The 18,412-nt window shown below is 50.9% G+C and carries 24 protein-coding genes and 2 tRNA genes; 9 read left to right on the top strand and 17 right to left on the bottom strand.

Annotation, left to right across the window (positions count from 1 at the left end; translation table 11 throughout):
- Positions 1–19: 19 nt before the first annotated feature.
- Complete coding sequence (locus D4L85_RS09225; RefSeq protein WP_119754052.1) at positions 20–1,879, bottom strand: M1 family metallopeptidase; 1,860 nt, start codon at positions 1,877–1,879, stop codon at positions 20–22.
- Positions 1,880–2,009: 130 nt separating this feature from the next.
- On the opposite strand from D4L85_RS09225, the gene D4L85_RS09220 reads away from it, so the two are divergent.
- Positions 2,010–2,570: a DinB family protein gene (locus D4L85_RS09220; RefSeq protein ID WP_119754051.1), complete on the top strand. Its 561-nt coding sequence runs from the start codon at positions 2,010–2,012 to the stop codon at positions 2,568–2,570.
- A gap of 70 nt (positions 2,571–2,640) precedes the next feature.
- On the opposite strand, the gene D4L85_RS09215 is transcribed toward D4L85_RS09220, so the two are convergent.
- From D4L85_RS09215 to D4L85_RS09195, 5 genes are all read right to left on the bottom strand, one after another.
- Positions 2,641–3,405: a phosphoglycerol geranylgeranyltransferase gene (locus D4L85_RS09215; protein ID WP_119754050.1), complete on the bottom strand. Its 765-nt coding sequence runs from the start codon at positions 3,403–3,405 to the stop codon at positions 2,641–2,643.
- The gene (locus tag D4L85_RS09210; RefSeq protein WP_119754049.1) at positions 3,392–3,811 is read right to left on the bottom strand and encodes a hypothetical protein; all 420 of its coding nucleotides are present in this window, start codon (positions 3,809–3,811) and stop codon (positions 3,392–3,394) included. The genes D4L85_RS09215 and D4L85_RS09210 overlap by 14 nt, the downstream gene beginning before the upstream one ends.
- Positions 3,812–3,816: 5 nt before the next feature.
- On the bottom strand, positions 3,817–4,173 hold the full coding sequence (locus D4L85_RS09205; protein WP_160143626.1) for a phage holin family protein: 357 nt from the start codon (positions 4,171–4,173) through the stop codon (positions 3,817–3,819).
- Positions 4,174–4,210: 37 nt separating this feature from the next.
- Positions 4,211–5,827: a Na/Pi symporter gene (locus tag D4L85_RS09200; protein WP_119754047.1), complete on the bottom strand. Its 1,617-nt coding sequence runs from the start codon at positions 5,825–5,827 to the stop codon at positions 4,211–4,213.
- A gap of 81 nt (positions 5,828–5,908) precedes the next feature.
- Positions 5,909–6,571 carry a 3-hydroxyacyl-CoA dehydrogenase family protein gene (locus D4L85_RS09195; RefSeq protein ID WP_119754046.1) on the bottom strand — a complete coding sequence of 221 codons (663 nt, stop codon included), beginning with the start codon at positions 6,569–6,571 and terminating at the stop codon, positions 5,909–5,911.
- Between the two features lie 72 nt (positions 6,572–6,643).
- Between D4L85_RS09195 and D4L85_RS09190 the strand changes: the two genes are divergently transcribed.
- From D4L85_RS09190 to D4L85_RS09180, 3 genes are all read left to right on the top strand, one after another.
- Positions 6,644–7,021: a RidA family protein gene (locus D4L85_RS09190; RefSeq protein ID WP_119754045.1), complete on the top strand. Its 378-nt coding sequence runs from the start codon at positions 6,644–6,646 to the stop codon at positions 7,019–7,021.
- Between the two features lie 141 nt (positions 7,022–7,162).
- Positions 7,163–7,235, top strand: a tRNA-Gly gene (locus D4L85_RS09185).
- Between the two features lie 102 nt (positions 7,236–7,337).
- Positions 7,338–7,423: transfer RNA gene (locus tag D4L85_RS09180), tRNA-Leu, on the top strand.
- Between the two features lie 249 nt (positions 7,424–7,672).
- Here D4L85_RS09180 and D4L85_RS09175 read toward each other — a convergent pair.
- Positions 7,673–8,398, bottom strand: a complete 726-nt coding sequence (locus D4L85_RS09175) for a hypothetical protein (RefSeq protein WP_119754044.1) — start codon at positions 8,396–8,398, stop codon at positions 7,673–7,675.
- 217 nt (positions 8,399–8,615) lie between these two features.
- Between D4L85_RS09175 and D4L85_RS09170 the strand changes: the two genes are divergently transcribed.
- Positions 8,616–9,065 (top strand): RNA polymerase sigma factor, encoded by a 450-nt coding sequence (locus D4L85_RS09170; protein ID WP_228450831.1) that lies wholly within the window; start codon positions 8,616–8,618, stop codon positions 9,063–9,065.
- Positions 9,066–9,118: 53 nt separating this feature from the next.
- Positions 9,119–10,357, top strand: a complete 1,239-nt coding sequence (locus D4L85_RS09165; protein ID WP_119754043.1) for a hypothetical protein — start codon at positions 9,119–9,121, stop codon at positions 10,355–10,357.
- A 34-nt stretch (positions 10,358–10,391) separates the two neighbouring features.
- Here D4L85_RS09165 and D4L85_RS09160 read toward each other — a convergent pair whose 3' ends face one another.
- The gene (locus tag D4L85_RS09160; RefSeq protein ID WP_160143625.1) at positions 10,392–10,937 is read right to left on the bottom strand and encodes a hypothetical protein; all 546 of its coding nucleotides are present in this window, start codon (positions 10,935–10,937) and stop codon (positions 10,392–10,394) included.
- 79 nt (positions 10,938–11,016) lie between these two features.
- On the opposite strand from D4L85_RS09160, the gene D4L85_RS09155 reads away from it, so the two are divergent.
- The gene (locus D4L85_RS09155; protein WP_119754041.1) at positions 11,017–11,694 is read left to right on the top strand and encodes a peptidylprolyl isomerase; all 678 of its coding nucleotides are present in this window, start codon (positions 11,017–11,019) and stop codon (positions 11,692–11,694) included.
- 85 nt (positions 11,695–11,779) lie between these two features.
- Entirely contained in the window at positions 11,780–12,259 is a 480-nt protein-coding gene (locus D4L85_RS09150) for a GNAT family N-acetyltransferase (RefSeq protein ID WP_119754040.1), read from the top strand.
- 61 nt (positions 12,260–12,320) lie between these two features.
- Here the strand turns inward: D4L85_RS09150 and D4L85_RS09145 are convergent, their stop codons facing one another.
- The 4 genes from D4L85_RS09145 to trhA all read right to left on the bottom strand — a co-directional run bounded on the left by D4L85_RS09145 (position 12,321) and on the right by trhA (position 14,128).
- Positions 12,321–12,605 carry a hypothetical protein gene (locus tag D4L85_RS09145; RefSeq protein WP_119754039.1) on the bottom strand — a complete coding sequence of 95 codons (285 nt, stop codon included), beginning with the start codon at positions 12,603–12,605 and terminating at the stop codon, positions 12,321–12,323.
- A 107-nt stretch (positions 12,606–12,712) separates the two neighbouring features.
- The gene (locus tag D4L85_RS09140; protein ID WP_119754038.1) at positions 12,713–13,018 is read right to left on the bottom strand and encodes a hypothetical protein; all 306 of its coding nucleotides are present in this window, start codon (positions 13,016–13,018) and stop codon (positions 12,713–12,715) included.
- Between the two features lie 85 nt (positions 13,019–13,103).
- Positions 13,104–13,406 (bottom strand): DUF4286 family protein, encoded by a 303-nt coding sequence (locus D4L85_RS09135; protein WP_119754037.1) that lies wholly within the window; start codon positions 13,404–13,406, stop codon positions 13,104–13,106.
- Positions 13,407–13,495: 89 nt separating this feature from the next.
- Complete coding sequence (gene trhA, locus D4L85_RS09130) at positions 13,496–14,128, bottom strand: PAQR family membrane homeostasis protein TrhA (RefSeq protein WP_119754036.1); 633 nt, start codon at positions 14,126–14,128, stop codon at positions 13,496–13,498.
- A 74-nt stretch (positions 14,129–14,202) separates the two neighbouring features.
- Between trhA and D4L85_RS09125 the strand changes: the two genes are divergently transcribed.
- Positions 14,203–14,628: a hypothetical protein gene (locus tag D4L85_RS09125; RefSeq protein ID WP_160143624.1), complete on the top strand. Its 426-nt coding sequence runs from the start codon at positions 14,203–14,205 to the stop codon at positions 14,626–14,628.
- Here D4L85_RS09125 and D4L85_RS09120 read toward each other — a convergent pair.
- The 5 genes from D4L85_RS09120 to D4L85_RS09100 form a co-directional block, all read right to left on the bottom strand.
- The gene (locus tag D4L85_RS09120) at positions 14,625–15,830 is read right to left on the bottom strand and encodes an NAD(P)-dependent oxidoreductase (RefSeq protein ID WP_119754034.1); all 1,206 of its coding nucleotides are present in this window, start codon (positions 15,828–15,830) and stop codon (positions 14,625–14,627) included. The genes D4L85_RS09125 and D4L85_RS09120 overlap by 4 nt on opposite strands.
- 45 nt (positions 15,831–15,875) lie before the next feature.
- Positions 15,876–16,457 carry a DinB family protein gene (locus D4L85_RS09115; RefSeq protein WP_119754033.1) on the bottom strand — a complete coding sequence of 194 codons (582 nt, stop codon included), beginning with the start codon at positions 16,455–16,457 and terminating at the stop codon, positions 15,876–15,878.
- Between the two features lie 90 nt (positions 16,458–16,547).
- On the bottom strand, positions 16,548–17,123 hold the full coding sequence (locus D4L85_RS09110; RefSeq protein ID WP_119754032.1) for a Crp/Fnr family transcriptional regulator: 576 nt from the start codon (positions 17,121–17,123) through the stop codon (positions 16,548–16,550).
- Between the two features lie 8 nt (positions 17,124–17,131).
- Complete coding sequence (locus tag D4L85_RS09105; protein ID WP_119754031.1) at positions 17,132–17,905, bottom strand: TIGR00266 family protein; 774 nt, start codon at positions 17,903–17,905, stop codon at positions 17,132–17,134.
- 176 nt (positions 17,906–18,081) lie between these two features.
- Positions 18,082–18,300 (bottom strand): hypothetical protein, encoded by a 219-nt coding sequence (locus D4L85_RS09100; RefSeq protein WP_073143250.1) that lies wholly within the window; start codon positions 18,298–18,300, stop codon positions 18,082–18,084.
- Between the last annotated feature and the right edge of the window lie 112 nt (positions 18,301–18,412).

Below are 18,412 nucleotides of genomic sequence, written 5' to 3'. Positions count from 1 at the left end.
TTTATGCCTGAATAGGTTTCTACTTCAGCAATTTATCGAAGGTGTTTGTCGCCACGAAGTGATAGTTCGGTCTCGCCTTCTGATAGATGGCCCGCGCTTTTTTTATTCCCTCAGGTGTCTTCGCCAATTCATTATACAGCGGGCTCAGGAATTTGCGGCGGCCATTGTGGATCAAAAAGTCTTCCAGTTTTGCATCTGCTGGCGTGTAGCCAAACCGTATGGTCTTGATCAGCCAGGCGGTGAGAATTTCGGAATTGCCCGAGGCGGTGAAGTGGCCGAACGTATCAAGGGCTTTCAGTTGAGCCGGTGACAACGTGTCGGGGAGATTTTTGATGAAGTGAAGCCATTCGTGGGTGCTCCAGGATTTGGCCACCGCATCGTCGGTTTTTCCGGTGGCCTTCCATTGGGCCAGGAACGCATCCACTTTCGCGAAACGGTCGGATACCGGCACGGGGCAATTTTGCGGCAAGCCTTCCGTAAAGATCCAGGCCTTGAAATTTGCCTCGTCCAGCGCGATGGAGAATTTGTCCTTGTAATATGTTTTGATGTATCGTATAAAACCATCCGTATCCACACCATGAAACGCGTTCGCGGCGAAATAATCTTTCAGGAAGGCGTCGAACTTGTCGCGGCCGTATTGTTCTTCGATCGAACGCAAAAAGAAATAGCCTTTGTTATAGGCGATGTCCGTCATGCCGTCGTCGGGGTTGCGCCCCTCGAGGTCCAGCTTCAGTTTGGTGTCGCCATAGAGGTTCTCGGCTTTCAGCGAAGCGATGGTCTCCTTCAGTTCCTGGAGCGAGAGCATGGCCAGCATTTCGGAGTAATCCTTGCCGTACAATTTCTCCATGATGCGATGCTCGAAATAGACGGTGAAGCCTTCGTTGAGCCAGAAGTCGTTCCAGGTGGCATTGGTCACCAGGTTGCCCGACCAGCTGTGCGCCAGTTCGTGCGCAATGAGTGACGTAAGGGAGCGGTCGCCGGCCAGTATGGTGGGCGTTGCAAACGTGAGCCGGGGATTTTCCATGCCACCAAACGGGAAGCTCGGCGGCAGCACGATCACATCATAGCGCTCCCACGGATAGGCGCCGTATAATTCCTCTGCTCCTGCAATCATCTTCTCCATATCTACCAGTTCCCACGCGGCGGTATCCACCACCGAAGGCTCAGCATAAACACCGCTGCGGGCACTGACCGGTTTAAAGGCTATATCCCCAACCGCCAACGCCAACAGGTATGACGGTATGGGTTGCTTCATCTCAAAATGATAGGTGCCGGTCGCGTTCTTTTGTTGTGGATTGGAAGCGCTCATGAGCGCCAAAAGTTGCTTCGGCACAGTGACGTCGGCTTCGTAAGTGAACCGGACGCTGGGCGAGTCCTGGCAAGGCACCCAACTCCGGGCCAAAATGGCTTCCGATTGTGTGAACAGAAAAGGCTCGCGTTTGCCCGCAGTTTGTGCCGGCGAAAGCCATTGCAATGCCTCTGCGCCGGGCGCTGTTTGATAGGTGATATTGACCGCCTTCACGCCTGAGGGTATCAGCACGGCCAGCGGCCTCCCCAACAAACTATCCGGGTTGCCGGATTTGAAATTGGCCGGTCTGCCGTCGTCCAAGGTCACACTGTCGATGGTCAAGCCTTTGGTGTCAAAGATGATGACATCGGCATCGGGTTGGGCTTTGATCTGCCAGGTGGCGGTGGCCCTGATGGTCTTGGTGTCGAAATCGACGGTGGCTTTCCATTTCAGGTGCGTCACGGTGGCTGTGCCGGGAGCGGCAAAAGTATGCGGGTCTTGTATCATCATAACTTCGGTCGGCTTTTCAGCGGGAGAACATCCGTAAAAGATCACGGCGATCAGGGATAAACATACTGCAAGATTTTTCATAGGTCAAATACTATTCATCCAAAGTACGTCCGCGTGGGTCTGTTAACCAAGAACATTCTGATAAAGGGCTTCTGTTTATATCTACCAAAAGCTCTATCTTTATCGCCCTACCCAAAAAAACCCAATAGTTATGAAAACCACCAAAATCGTACTCACGGTTGTTGCTTTGCTGGTGACGGCCAGTGTGCTCGTCTCTTTTAAACGCGCCGAAAATAAGCGCGTCGCCATGGAACAGATGGCGCAAAATGTAGCCGACTGGGAACGCGCCAAAGCCTACACAAAATCTTATCTGGATGCTTCCACCGACGCCTCCATCAACTTCAAGCCTACGGGGGAGATGCGCAGCTTCCGCCAGCAAATGCTTCACCTCGCCGAAGCGAACTACGGGCTATCCTCGGCCGCTGCGGGCAAACAAACTCCCGTGCCTTTTGGCTCGATGGAGCAATCCGACAAATACAAAACCAAAGCCGAACTGACTACCGCCGTGATGGATAGCTATGATTACGTGATCGACATCGCCAAAGGCATGAACGACACGAAGGGTGCCGAAACGTGCAAAGTCTTCAACATGGACATGACCCGCCAGGTGGCCTTGGCAAAAACCTTCGAACACCAAACCCACCACCGTGGACAAACCACCGTCTATCTCCGGTTGAGCAACATCAAACCCCCGGAAGAAAAATTGTTCTGATCCTATTATCTCCAAATAAAAAGAGGCTTCCACAAGGAAGCCTCTCTTATTTTATAGAAGGCCGATCGTTCTACTTACCGGCTTCAATGCTTTGATTCCATTCATACACCTTGTCGGAAATCTCCATAAGCAGATTGGGATTTTTCTCAAGCGCATTGCCAATGACGATCATGTCGGCCCCGGCCTCCAATGCGTTGAATGCTTTTTGACTGGTGTTGATGCCACCCCCCACAATTAGGGGTACGCTCACCGACTTGCGCACGGTGGCGATCATCTTGGCGCTGATCTCCTTTTCCGCACCACTTCCGGCGTCGAGGTAAATGGATTGAAGACCCAGCATTTCGCCGGCCAGTGCTGTGCAAGCCGCCAGCGAATATTTATCGTCGGGGATGGGTGTTGTGTTGCTGATGTAGGCCACCGATGTGATGCGACCCGAATTGATGAGCACGTATCCCGTGGGAATAACTTCCAGTTTCGTATTGCGAATGATGGGGGCAGCCACCACGTGTTGACCGATCAGCAGTTCGGGATTGCGGCCCGAGATGAGGGAGAGAAATAACAACGCATCGGCTGTGGGCTCCACTTGCATGGAGTTGCCCGGGAAGAGCACCACGGGGATGGTCACATTTTCTTTGATCACCTTCACGACCTCCGCCAGGTTCGACGTGGTGACGAGGCTTCCGCCCACAAAGAAAAAGTCGATGCAGTTTTCGCTGGCCAGGTTCACCAGTTGCAGCAGTCGTGCGGGGTCTTCCGCTTTGTCGGGGTCGACTAATACGGCGATGGATTTCTTTCCCAGCGCATGGCGGTCGCGCAGGGTTTTAAGGACGCTCATTGCTTTGTTCTTCTTTCTTGTCGAATTGACCCTGGAGAAACTCCGAGAGTTTTTCCTTGGCCAGGCCCAGCAGGAATACGGTGGCCTGGCTGGCGATGGCCTGCCCTACTTGCGACACAATGCCGGGAGCAAAAGATTCCTCCTCTTCCATTTCGGCTGCGTCTGCGGGAGCGGCTTGCACCACTTTCAATTTTTGTGTTTTTACTTTGCGTTTTTTGGAAGGCCCCGAGAATTGACGCACCAGCACATAGGCGGCTGCCAGCGTTCCGCCGATGATGAGGGCGTTGGTGATGATCCTTTCCGTTTTGGCGGAGATCAACCGTACTTCATCCTCCAGGTCCTGCCGGTGTTTGGCAGATTTTTTTAGCAACTCCAGTTTCGGGTCATTCGATTCCAGCAACTCCATACGCGCTACTTTTTCTTTTTCTTCATGATTTCACTAAGCTGTTTTTCCAGCGCTTCGCGGATGCCATCCCGCATCAACACAAGCAAAACGCCCACCAGCAAATAGAAGCCCGCCACGATGGCAAAGCCTCCGAATGCACCAAGGGATTCGCCGATCTTAAAGGCCACGGCCATGCTCATCAGCATAATAAACAAAGTGAACACGGCCATCAAAAGCCCCAGGATCAACACACGTGCCACGGCCTTGGCCACCTCCTCCTTGATCTCCAGTTTCATCAACTCGATGCGGGTCTCCACGAAGCCAGTAAGGTGTTCGACGAGGGTATCCAGTTTCAGAAATTTCAGTATTGAATCTTTCAGCACGGTTCTGTAAATGTGATCATGCAATATAAAGAGAAGATCACTCCATCCCAAACCGGGTGAGCTTTTCAGCCACGAGCGGGGCTTTTCCGGGGGCCAGGATCTCGTGTTGCAACAGGATATTGTAGGTGGCATTCATGTAATAGCGGTGCGCGATGGAGTCGGTCGCGTTTGCATAGTTGACCTGCGCGACAAACACCGAGTCGAACGACTGTCCGGCCATTTCCATTTTCGGCATCACCTGCACGATGCAGGTTTTGAACTTGCCCTTTTCATCTTCGCCGTCCCAACAGAAACCCGGCCGGCTGAAACGGAACATTTGCTTGCCCACCAGCAGGGTGTTGTTCTTCACCGTCATCGGATAAATAAAGGCGGGTTCGGTGCCGGGTTCGTCGTTGTTATATTTTGTCCACTCCCCGGTTTGTGTACGCACGTTGATGCGGATCACTACGCGGTACGGCACGGTCTCGCCGGCAGCGGTGGTCTCGGCATAGCCCAGGTCCAGGGTCTTGATGGAGTCGCGGTTGAAATAAATGAGGGTGAAGGGAAGGAAGAAGAACGTGACCAGGATATAGACGAAACCGACCAGCCGGTATTTCAGCGCAAGCTTTCCCAACCCCTCCGCCAGGGCCATCGGCAACCGCCGCATCACCGGCACGGGGAAGAACAACAACACACCGATAAAATTAAAAAGGAAGTGCGCGATGGCGATGCTGATGGCCGGCGCAGTGTTGGCGTTCAACGTGGCCGCGATAAACGCGGTGATGGTAGTGCCCACGTTGGCACCCATGATAAAGGGCCCGGCCTGTTTGAGATTGGCGATCTTCTTGGCCACAATGGGCACCACCACCGACGTGGTGATCGTGCTGGAACGAATGGCCGCCGTCGTCAGCAATCCCCATAAAAAGGACTTGAACTGATTCTTTGGAAAGAAGCGGCCAAACTGCTCCGGCGACTTCGCCTTCAGCAAATTGGAGATCAGCCTGCGAAAGATCAGGATGGACGAAAACAAGAGGACCAGCGCAATGAATGCCAGGAAAAATGGGCTCGGCATTTCCTGGATCAAAAATTCAATGACGGGACTGAAGCCCACCCAAAAATGCGAGATCTTGTTTTGTACGGGTGCCGCCACGGGACTGAAAAAGAAACTGGTGATCCATGCCGAAAGCGACGATAGAAATCCGTAGTAATATTCCAGCGGGAAGAGCACCGTGGCCGTAAGGATATTAAAGAAGTCGTGATACGTGCCGGCGGCTACGGCGCGGCGAAATTCTTTTTTCTTGTTGATAAAACTCAGCGACACGATGGTGCTGGTGATCGTGGTGCCGATGTTGGCGCCCATGATGATGGGGATGGCACTCTGCAGGGTAATGGATCCCGATGCGACCAACGCTACGACCAATGAAGTAGTGGTGGAGCTGCTTTGCAACATGGCCGTGATGAGCAACCCGATGAACAGTCCCGTAAACGGATTTGACGTGGCCAGCAAGATGGTCTCTGCCACATTTTTCCCCATGTGTTGCAGCGACGACGTCATCAGGTCGAGGGCGAACAAGAACAACACGAAGGCCCCGGCAATAGCCAGCACGATGCGGACGTTATTCCATGCGTTGTGATTCGCGTTCAGGTTCGACTCGGTGTGTGGGACGGGTTCCAACTTCTTTAATGTGCGCTAAAAATACCTTTAAAATTCACAGGCCCTCCTGCATTAACAATAACTTAATACGCCGGGCAAGCGCTAGCTTTTCAAATACTCTTTCTTCAGCAACGGGCAGATCTTATAGCGTTCGTCTTTGGTGTCGTCATACAGCGCCTCGATGAGCTCGTAAACATGCTTCACACCAATGCGCTGGCACCACTCGAAGGGTCCGTAGGGATAGTTTGTGCCCAGCTTCATGGCCAGGTCGATGTCCTTGCGGGTAGCGGTGCCGTCTTGCACGGTGTAGTAGGCTTCGTTGATGATCATGCACACCACGCGTGGCGTGACCAATCCCACGCGATCGTCGACCAGCAGGAAATCTGTTTTGAGGTCGCCACAAATTTTCCGGAGACGGGGCTCGTCCTCAGGTTTCCACAAGCTCACTTCCATGACCTCGCGCGAAAGAAATGTGGGCAGGCCATTGAAGCCAAAGATCGTGCTCTGCAGCGCGTGGTCGGTGAGGTGCACCAACTCGCCCAGACTTACTTTACATGTATTGATAAACGCTGTGGCGGCGTATTCATTGTAGATCTCGAACTGGTGCACTTCTTCTTCGATGATGAAGTCAAAGACCAGGTCGCTGTTCCTCAAAAATTTTTCTGCGTCGCGGTGCTCGTCTACCCGGGAGTAAATGTGCTTGTCACCAAATTTATGGTGACATTCCTGCAGGTTGACGGGCTCACCGATAACTAAAATATTCATGCGCGAAGCTAAATCCGTTGAACGATTGTTTATTTTTGGCGACTGCTAAATTAATTTTTAAACTTCACAAACATGGCAAAAACTGTTGTTTATTCCGCGGAAGCGCCCGAACCCATCGGTCCCTACAGCCAGGCCATCCAGGCCGGCAACATGCTTTTCATCAGTGGACAGATCCCCATGAAGGCGGGCGAGATCGTGAAAGGCACTATCGAAGAAGAGACCACCCAGGTGATGGCCAACCTCGCCGCGATCCTGAAAGCCGCCGGGCTGGACTTTAGCGCCGTGGTGAAAACGTCGATCTTTTTAAAGAATATGGGCGATTTCCCCAAAGTGAACGAGGTCTATGGAAAATATTTCACCCAAAACCCGCCCGCCCGCGAAACGGTGGAGGTTAGCCGCCTGCCCAAGGATGTGAATGTGGAGATCTCGTGTATCGCCCTGAAACCGTGATCTTTGGCAGTGAGCCGAAGCACCTATTTTTTGCTTAAATTCATTAAAAAACGAAGATTTTTAATGTGAATTTGGAAATTTAGGAATCGGAATTAAATTTGCACTCCCAAATCGATCACACCCACACACAACCAAGATTTTGCGGGAGTAGCTCAGTTGGTAGAGCACGACCTTGCCAAGGTCGGGGTCGCGAGTTCGAGTCTCGTTTCCCGCTCAAAAGAATAGCCCCTTTCCAGATGGAAAGGGGATTATTTTTTCAGGAGGTTTGTAAAAAGATCTCCCACGTTGTCAGAAGAAATGCCCACAAGCAAAACCTGCCCGGGTGGTGAAATTGGTAGACACGCAGGACTTAAAATCCTGTGACCCTAAAAGGTCGTGCGGGTTCAAGTCCCGCCCTGGGTACTCATAAGGAAAACTCCGTCGCCAGGTTTTCCCTTTATAAAATTCTCTGCGATGAATGTTGCTTCCTTGCTCACACACTAATCAAAAGTGACAAGCTTGTTCATGTATGCTGTTGTCGCTCGTAAAAAATCAATCTGCAGCAACAAGGTCAGCCGCTGCACACCCTCGTTCGATTCGAGGGGAAGCTTTCTTCTAGGCAATCGGTCTTCTATCGCTCATTTTCCGTTGCCTTTTCTGACACGGGAACTATCATTGGATCTCCTTCAAATCCTCATAGCCCGACTCGCCTTTCACCCCGATCGACTTCACAACCCCAACACCTGAGGCGTAGTATTTTTGACCTACTATTCCCGTCTCCAACAAGCTCCATTCAGCCGTTTGCAAGCAGTTTTCAAATAAGGCATAGGGCACACTGACAGACGCCGAAGTACCGAGTACCTGGGCAACGTCTTCGGCCTCACCTTTAAAGTACTCCTGTCTGTACCACATGCTGACAAGGGGATTTGCCAACATAATAATCCCCGGCAAGGCCCCGTTGACGCCCGCTTCCCACGATCCCTTTGTACCCGTCACCTGACCGTTCTCCAAAGTTTGGGTTGCTTCGCCAAAGTACCACACATTGCCTTGCTTATCCTGAGCATACCAATCGTACGTGTCTTCGATCAAACTACCATTCTCATAGGCTTGGTCATGCACCTCCACGCAAGTAACGCCCTGGATCATTTTGATATTGCTGGTATACGCTACCAGGATGCGGGTGTCGCCACCCTCGTCGCTCTTGCCTTCATACACATAGGTTTTTCCCGAAATGAGTGGAAAGAACTCGTTCCCGACGATGCCGGTGCTTTCAAAATCGGTGGGGTCGATCTTAACATCGTATGGCGTGTCCGCAGGATTTTCTGGTACAGGATCTTCGTCTTTGTCGCAACACATTAGCGCAATCAAAAGAAATGAATACAGGATCATATTTTTCATAAAGCAGGTAAATTGATGGTGGATAAAGAAACACTAACATCACGGGAGAAAAAGAGAATAGGTTGGTTCACGCGGTTTATTTCAATTTCTTAACAAGACGCAACCAACCCTCTGGCAAAAAATTGCGTGTTACTATTTGACGGTCACACCTAAAACTCCGCCGATCAAAGAGACCGAACTATATAAACTGTTGGATTCTTGTCGAAGTGGGGATCGCATGAGCCAAGACCGGCTCTACAGAGAATTTTACGCCTACGCCATGGGCATTTGCCTGCGCTACGCCAGGACAAGCGAAGAGGCCATCGAGATCTTGAATGATGGGTTTATCAAAATTTTCTCTAAGCTCAATTTGTATTCCAAAGGATTGTCGTTCAACGGATGGTTGAGGAAGATCATGATCAACTCAGCCATCGATTATTTCAGGAGAAACGAGAAACACTATTACAGCCTGGATATTTCGCATGTTCAAAATGAATCGCTATCCGAAACCGCCCTGGACAATCTTTCGGCTCAAGAGATCATTTCTTCGATCCAAAGGCTTCCGCCCTCCTATCGTATGGTGTTCAATCTTTTTGTTATCGAAGGATATCAACATGAAGAGATCGCCAACCAAGCTCAACATCACCGTAGGCACGTCGAAATCGAATCTGGCGATTGCCAGAAATAAACTTAAGAAAATGCTGATGACGGACCAGGAAGAAAAGTTAAAGTACAGCCAGCATGGATGACAGTAAGTTTGATAGTGCCCTAAGAAAAAAATTGCGCGAATATGAGCATCCCGGTGACCCCGGTGCGCTGACCGGATTTCATCACCAGATTGCGGCAATGTCCACGGCGTCATGGTATTCACGCTACCGCGTCGAATTGCTGATCGGCACGGGGTTATTGATTTTCGCGATGATCACTCTTGGACAACAAGGGTTGACAAGACGCGAACGGGAAGAAGCCGTTAAAACCCTGACCGCGCAGACCCGGGAGATCGAGAAATTGCGTGTAGAAGTACATCAATTGCAAATGCGGAAGCCTGATACTGTCCGGATCATCGAGAGCAGGCAGCCAGGATCTTTGTTGGCTGCATCCCTGATCCGGCGAATCGCGATACTCGAAGAGGCCAATCGAAAATTAATGGCCTATAACCTTTTGCAACACGAAGGAGCAGCTTTTGCTGCCAGTAGCGATTCGACACCGGAGTATGAAACGATGAACGACGCCGCCCCGACACGCGTGGTGCCGCATAAAATGGAAGACAAGAGTTTTCGCGTTGTTCGTGAACATAGGGAATTGCGCTCAACCGTTGAAAGATCACTTTCTGCAAAAACCGTCTACAACCTGGAGAAGCACTATAGCCGGGGTGTTGGACTAAAACTGGGCCCCTCTTTTGAATTTTCAAATGGTCTATATTCTTTGGGCGACGGTCATGCAAATTTCAGTGGCGGCATTCTGGCGGACTTGATTTTTTCGCCGTCTCTAGCCGTGGAAACGGGAGCGAAGTACAGCGCGCGTTACTATGCTATCCATGATGAACAATTATTGGCGAACGCTTCCTTACCCGGAGTAGACACCCATTTTGGCGACCTGCAACGCGTTGAGATCGACTACCGCATGCTCGAGATCCCCCTAAATCTGAAATTCCGATACCCGCTTTCGTTGTCCAACCATTGGCTTGCGGGCATCGGGTATTCTTCGACCATCTACCTGAACGAAGACCTGGAGTATACTTACCGGTTCGATAACCAAACCGCAAATCCAACATCGATTATTTCTAACGCAACCGTAAAAAAAACGAGCATTTATTCCGGAGCGATCAATCTGTCGCTAGGCTTCAGTCACGCATTGAAGGACAGACGGGCAATTGAAGCCTCGCTCTTTTATAATCACGGGCTTGGAACGCAGGGCGCCGAAGCAACGAGGACACGGTTTTTTGGGGTGCGTGGGGTTTATTGGTTCACCATTCGTTGAAGAGTAGCGAGTGATTCTTCTTGCCCGAGGCAACCTATTTCAATTCCCATTTTTCCAAGTATGCCATCAGTCCTTGCTCAACTTTGCTGCCGACATATCCAATATCTTTTACGTAATAGATATAGTAGGTCTGAAGTTTTTCTTTGTCCCTACCGGTAACCTGTTCCGCTTTGATCACAAGGCAATTCTCAAATTTATTACCGGGCGTGGACAATGTTTCTGACAAGCTCTTGATCATATACTTCCAAGCTCCGTCGGAACTGATCCAGGCCAGACCGACTTTTAACTCACCAGGAATATCCATAGTTTCCTGTCGTGATTTTACGTCAAGATAATAGCTCGTTCCCTTATGATCGACCCTGCTGAAAATGGTGTCTGTTGAACCCCATGAATACTTTCGTACCGTTCTGCTATATTCCTTTCCTTTGTGTTTCAACGTTCCTTTGATAACCTCGTCCACAAAAGAGTGTTCCTGCATTCTGAAAGTCCATTTGTTCCCAACCGTTTTAGGTGAATAATTCTGCGCAGTTGCGGCCCATGACATCCCGCTTAAAAGCAGTAAAGCAATTATTCTACACATCGTTTTTAATTTAAAATGTGCTCCAAAATAACCGGATTAAAATTAATTTTAGCCTTTCTTGACCATTAATCCCTTGCGCATGAAAAAAATCACCGCCGCACTGCTCATTCTCCTCCTCGCCTCCTGCACCAAAAAAGAAACCATCCTCATCACCCCAGAAAACGTCCGCGACGTCCTCACCAAATACGGCCAGGAAAATCCCGAGAACGAAGTGATCATCGAAACCTCTTTTGGCACCATGCGGCTGAAATTGTATGAAGACACCCCGCTTCATCGCGCCAACTTCATCAAGCTCATCAAAGACGGCCAATATGAAAACGCCGATTTCTATCGCATTGCCAGCGGCTTCATGATCCAGGGCGGCGATCTGAACAAGAAACTAAAATACCGCGTGCCTGCTGAATTCAGACCGGAGCATTATCATAAGAAAGGAGCCCTGTCCATGGCCCGCCAGGACGAGAACAATCCCAACCTGGAGTCGTCTGCCGCTGAGTTCTTTATTATTCACGGCACTACTTACTATCCCGAAGACATTACGGTAGAGGAAAAAACGTTGGGGATCACGCACACTCCCGAACAAAGAAAGGTCTACGAAAACGTGGGCGGCTATATGACCCTCGATCAAAAATATACCGTCTTCGGCGAAGTGGTGGAAGGCTTTGATGTCATCGACAAGATCGCCCACGAAAAAGTATACGACCTCGAGAAACCACTCCGCAAAATTCCGATGAAGGTCACCGTCGTGGAGAAAAAATAAATATAACCGCGACGGGGCATGGAAAGGCTGTGAAAAGTCTTTCACGTGACCGTTTGTATCAACCATACTTTTCTATTTTTATCACATGAACAACACCACCCTCCGCAAAGGAATAAAATCAGATCTTCCCCGCGTCCTTGAACTGATCCAGGAGCTCGCCACCTTCGAGCGCGCACCCGACGAAGTGATCAACACCGTCGAAATGATGGAGAAGGACGGCTTTGGCCCCAACCCCATCTACGGATTCTATGTAGCCGAAAACGAGAACGGCATCGTGGGCCTGGCGCTCTACTACTACCGCTACTCCACCTGGAAAGGCCGCCGCCTCTACCTGGAAGACATCATCGTGACCGAATCGGAACGCGGAAAAGGCATCGGCAAACTTTTATTTGACAAGACGCTGGAAGTGACCCTGCAGGAAAATTGCTCGGGCATGGTGTGGCAGGTGCTCGATTGGAACGAGCCCGCCATTGTGTTCTACAAAAAATATGGCTCAACACTCGGCCAGGAGTGGATCAACTGCGCGTTGGAAAAAGAGCAGATCGAAAAATTGCTAAAGGCGTAAGCCCTTGCAAACGTTATAAAAGCAAAGAGGCCGGATCGTTCCGGCCTCTTTGTTTGTGGTGCTAGGCATCCACGTCGAATATCGTCCACACCGGAATGCTGATGCCTCCTTTCAAGATCACGAAGTCGTCGGCGTAGTCGATCACGTCGCTTTCTGTTTCGAGGGTGTCGCCGTTGGGCAGTCGCATATATAGGCTAATGGGAATGTGTTCGCAGTTGCTGAGGATCATGGCGCGCAGAAGCTTGTTCCTCCGCGCTTCCTTTTCTTCTGTGTTGGAGAGCACGTCTTTCGATCCAAAATAAAACAGACGAATATCAGAAGGGTTTATCACTCTGGTGTCTTTCATGGCCTAGAGAAATTAAAAAGGTTGATAAATAGAAAAAAAGTGTGCAAGACGATCTTGCGGGAACACAGCTTTTACAAAACTGTTATGGGGCGAGACATCCTGGCGGTCTAATTCCGCAAGGCCCTGAATACGATATAGGCCCGGATGGGCTTATACAGCGATGAACGGAAGTTGTTGTTTATGATCTGCCCGCACGTGGGCACCAGAAGTAGCGCGTTGAAAGGAACTGCATCCTGAAAATGCATGGGCTTCACCTCGTCTGCATCATCAAGCGAGATGAGCGTGCTCGACACGCATTCCTTGGAGGCCTTTACCTGCACAGGGTGGGTGTCGCCAACGCTCTCGCCATACGCTACCAGACTGCCCCATAAGAACAGGATGCTAAGCGATAATGTGGTGAGCCTTACTTTCATTTTATACTTCTCTTATGGAGAGAGACGAAAATAAATATTTTTTATTGTGAAGGCAACCAAATATTATTTTTCTATTGGGGGATTTTCATACCTCTTCCAGCAAGGTCATGAACGCCACATGCCGGTTATGGAAACGTGTGCGGTGCTCTTCTACGAGCTTGGGGGCATATTTTTCGAGATAGGTGGTCACGTGATTGATGGTGTTTGCAAAATATTGAACGCTGTACGAAACACCGCCGTCGTCCTGGTCGTGCAGAACTTTATAGATTTTCCAGTCCACAAACATCCCCGTCGCCATCACCCGGGGAATGTGGTTTTCTCTCATCCAGGCGAGCCATTCTTCCTGAATTTCCTTATCGATGCCGACCGTTACGTTGTATAGAAGCATGTTCAAAGGTATCGCTTTCTAGTTTCAGAACGAACGCGCGATACGGGGTTTAACATAAATTGGAGGATAGAATAAAATAGGCATTTGCGTTACAACAAACTCATCACCGAGAAAAAATGAAAGACGCTGCCACCCAACACAAACAGGTGCCAGATGCTGTGGGCATATTTCATTTTATCTTTTATGAAAAAGAAAACACCGGCGGTGTAGGAAGCTCCACCCAAAACCAAAAAAAGAAATCCTTGCGTCGTCATGTGGTCGTACACCGGTTTAATAAAGAATACGACCGCCCATCCCATCGTCACATACAGCAACGTCGAGATCCATTCGGCTTTGCCTGTGTGAAAGGCTTTCAACACGACGCCACCGATGGCGCATGCCCACACCAATCCAAAGATCGTCCAACCCAACCAGCCGTTCAGCACGGTGAGACAAAAGGGCGTGTACGTGCCGGCAATGAGCAGGAAGATGGCCATGTGATCAAATTTCCGGAACAGCCGTTTCACACGGGGCGACGGCAAACTGTGATACAGGGTGGACATTACATACAGGATCACCAACATCGTTCCAAACACCGTGAAGCCTGTAATGTGCCACGCCGTTCCATAGAGCGACGAAAACACCACCAGCAACACCAGTCCGGCAATGGCCAGCAAGGCACCCACACCGTGCGTTATGGCGTTGGCTATTTCTTCACCGAGCGAGGGAGTTTTGTGTTCCATAATTCTTTTTTTGAACGTGAATATCTGTGGTCAGGTAACGGAATGATCCGAAAAAATAGTATCTTCCTCATCAAATGAAGTTACGCATCGCTTTACCTACCGTGCTTTTCTTCACCGTGCTGATTACCTCCACGGCCATGGCCCAATTTAGACCGAGCTATGCCCCGAGGCCCATGCGCGTACCCATGCCCACGGACAACAGCACAAAAACCAAGATTTCCGGAAAATGGTTTATTCCCGGCCTGACCGGCGACAGAGACAGGGTGGTCTATAAACCCACCGTTCCCTCCATGATCACACCCGCCAGCCTGCCCGTCAGCGAATCGTATTGGATCGGGTCGGTCACCAGCCAGTCGTATAACCAGGGAAAAATCGGTCGCTATTATTATTGGGATATGCAGGGAAATCTGCGCGAGTCTTACCTGTTCCTGGACATTGCCGGAAAAAATAAACGCGGCTTAAAATTAGTTTTCCCCCGCCGTCACGGCTTCACCTTCTAATTTCCCTTCACGTAATCGCTCAGGTATTGAAAAGTCTCCGTCAGCGCTCCGTCGCGGGCAATGGTGCCACGCTCGATAATGCCTTCGGGATCGTCCAGCAACAGCGGCTTGAGAATGCGGTCGATCAGATCGCGCCCAAATTCTTCGGAGGCACTGCGCGGCAATTCACAGGGTAAATTATCGACAGCCATCACGGTAACAAACCCGGAGTTGCTCAGCGGAGGCTTCACGGCATCGGTGCGCGGATCGAAATCGTAGATGGGGTCAGCGATGGAGCTCGCTTGTTTGGTGCTGGGGACAGATCCTCCAATGTCGCACGTGATGTCGGCGATGATCTTGATCTTGAAATCGGGCGACATCATTTCTTCGCGGGTGAACAGCACAGGGGCCTTCGGATTCCAAAAGGCACCGGCCATCAGGATGTCGGTCACGGCTGTGAAGTCTTTGAAGTGCGAGGTGTAACGTTCGGGGTATTCATGAAACTCTTCGCGGTTAAAATGTCCGCCGTCTTTGCGTGTGTGATAGTCGGCGCTGGCCAGTTGAACATAGACCGGCTCGTCGAACGTGCGTGTTAAAAAATCCTGGGGCGACACTTTGCGGATGCCGGCGGTGTCCAGTGTCTCCATAGCACCCTTGCCCACGCGGCCCGCGCCGGTTAAAATGATCTTCACGGCGGGGAGTTTTACTTTGCGCAACTCCAGCTTCAGGTCGTTCACATCAAAACATTCGAAGGCCCGGCGCAAGGTGTAGCCACCATATCGCTTGCCATAGGTCCACAACCCGTTGAACGCGCCGACAATGCCGGCGTAGCGTCCGAAGGCCACCAGGCGGTTGCCTTGTTTGTCTTTCAAAGCTTCATAGTCGATCAGCCTGATCTTTTTCTTCAGCACTTCCTGCAGCAGCTTCCGGTTATAGGGTTGCTTTTTGATGGTGTGCGAAAAGAAAAGGTAGGTCTTGCCTTCGAGGAGCTGTGCCACGGGCACTTCTTTAATACCCATCAGGATATCGCAATCCGCCACCGAAGGCTGTGCGGCAATGCCCAGGGCTTCATATTCGTTATCCTTAAAACATCGAAACTCACTTTGTTGCGCCACCACGGTGACGTGGGCAAACCGTTGTACGATTTCTTCAACCTGATGGGGAGTGAAGGGAACCCGTTTGTCGGGCGGAGTTTTTCCTTCGCGGATAAGACCTAGTCGCATAGGGATTGTTTAACGGACACAAAGCTAACACCTGCCTTCACATCCTCAAACCTTCAACGCCGGAGCAAAGACGGGCTCTACCCTCGCTTTCACGCGCAAAGCCTGCAACAGGTGCCGTTGCTCATGTGCCACGAGCAGTTGAAACGTGTCGCCCACGTTCAACCGCAGCCATTTGAAGAATTCGATGGGCACGTGGCTTTGGTTTAGGTTGATCGACCGGGCCTCTTTTAAAAGCTCCAGGCGTTGTTCCTGGTGGTGCATCCATTCGTCCACCACCGAACGGTCCAATACGCTTTGTGCGGGATTCATGGATTTGAAGGTCTTTTGCTTTTTCACGTTGGAGGGATGGACCATCGCGATAAACTTCTGTCCCAGCCAGGTGGATCGTGCTTGTTCATCGCGGGCCTGATTTTGCGTCTTTGCTCGGGCAATGGCTTTGGCAAGGGCCGTATTGTAGTAGCGGCTGTAACGATTCAGGTGCTCCAGGCATTCCAATATGCTCCAGCGATCCGGAGCCTCTTTGGTGTTCAAGGCCGCATCGGGCAACGGCATAAATTCGGTTTCCACCGTTTCGACGAGGGCGTGGATGTTGGATTGTAGCGTGGAGAGGAGTTGGTTTGTTGTCATGTGATTTTTTTTGACAAAACTACCGGGGCAAGACGTCGTAAAAATTGATCGCCGTCAAGAAGAACGTGTAACCCGGTGTGTTCGTTGCGCTCACGAAGGCCGTATGCGGCTCAACGTCTCCGGCGTCATCCGCAGGTAGGACGCAATGTATTTCCGGGGGATCGTTTGAAAAATGTGGCCGCTGCGTTCCAGCAGCCGGTGGTAGCGCTCTTCGGGTGTGAACGTGAGCATCTCCACTTCTCTTTCGATCTTGCCCAGCAACGCTTCTTCCTCCAACAAGCGCCACGCCCTTTCTATGCGTGGATAGGCATCGAACAACCCATAGAAATCCTGTCGCCGGATGGCCACCACATCCGTTTTAGCAAGGGCCTGGATAAAATAGTCCGAGGGTTGGTTTCGGATAAAAGAAGGATACGAACAGATCAGATTTCCCTCGTGCGCAAAGCCCACACAGATCTCGTCGTCGCGATGCGGGTAGTAAATACGCATACTGCCCCGGATCACATAAAACAGGTTAGATTCCACCTGGCCCTTGCTGATGAGGAAATCGTTTCGCTTCAGCGTGGACGCGTGATGCCAGCGGTCCAGCAATGCGGTTGCCTCTTCCCCGGTGAGGGTGATCTTCGAATTGAAAATAGCGATGAGTTTCTCCTGCTCCGCGTTCATGGGCAGGCCTATTCCTCAAATAATCCGCCCAGCAACGAGCTGGCTTCTTTTCCCCGGTTGCGGCCATAGGGCGCCAGCGCCTGCACCAGCTTGCGGATGGGCATGGATTGCAGCCACACGCGACCCGTGCCCCGCAGCGTGGCCAGGAAAACGCCTTCGCCGCCAAACACCATCGAGCGAAGGCCGCCGGAAGTTTGCACGTCGAAGTCGATCTGCGATTCGAATGCCACAACACACCCAGTGTCTACACGCAGGGTTTCATTGTTGAGTGTTCGCTCGATCACGGTGCCGCCGGCGTGAACAAATACTTTACCGTCGCCTTGAAGTTTTTGCAAGATAAAGCCTTCGCCACCTACCAGACCCGAGCCCAACTTCCGGTTGAAGGTGATGGACAATTTCGTGCCAAAGGCAGCACAGAGGAAGCCATCTTTCTGAACGATGAGTTCGTTATTGGGACTTTGTGAAAGGTCTACAGGAATGACCGTGCCAGGATAGGGAGCCGAAAAGCCCACCTTTGCTTTGCGGCCACCGCGGTTGGTGAAGTGTGTCATGAAAAGCGATTCGCCGGTGAGCACGCGCGAACCCGCCGAAAGCAATTTGTCGAACAACCCCTGGCTGGGATTGGAGCCGTCGCCCATCTTGGCTTCGAACTGGATGCCGTCTTCCATAAAGAGCATGGCGCCCGCCTCGGCAACAACGGTTTCGTTGGGGTCCAGCTCCACTTCTACGATCTGGATGCTCTCGCCTTTGATCTCGTAATCAATTTCGTGTGATTTTTTCATGGGGGATAGATTAAAATTAAAACCTGCTTCTAGACTATCTTCCTAAAACGGAACATACCCTCACCTCGTTACCGACTGCATTCGAAAAAAACGGATTATTCCAAAGGCCGGGAAACCGGTAAGGGGAGGATGAAAATGAAAAAAGTGGAGACGCGGGGGGCCGGGATTGGGGTGGTCTACTTCTTTTTCTTTTTCCCTTTCTTCATTTCATCATAATCATCGCGCTCGGCCAGCTTCTTGTCGTCCACGTTCTTGTCGAGGAACTCGTTCAGCTTGTCGATGTTCATGTTTGCCTTGATCTCACCAAACTGATCGATGGTGATGTCGAGGCCCTGCAGCTCTTTATGCACGCGCGGCTTCGCTTTGGGAGTGGGTTTCTTTTCTTTCTTGGCCATAGACCAAAGGTAACAATTTCCCCTAAAAATGATCTCCAAGGCAAAACGAAAAAGGCGCAGAACCCGTCTGCGCCTTTCCTATGTCGTACTTGCTTGCTTGCCCGCCGAAGCT

Source organism: Chryseolinea soli (assembly GCF_003589925.1).
GTDB lineage: Bacteria > Bacteroidota > Bacteroidia > Cytophagales > Cyclobacteriaceae > Chryseolinea > Chryseolinea soli.
This window is presented reverse-complemented; position numbering and strand designations above follow the sequence as displayed.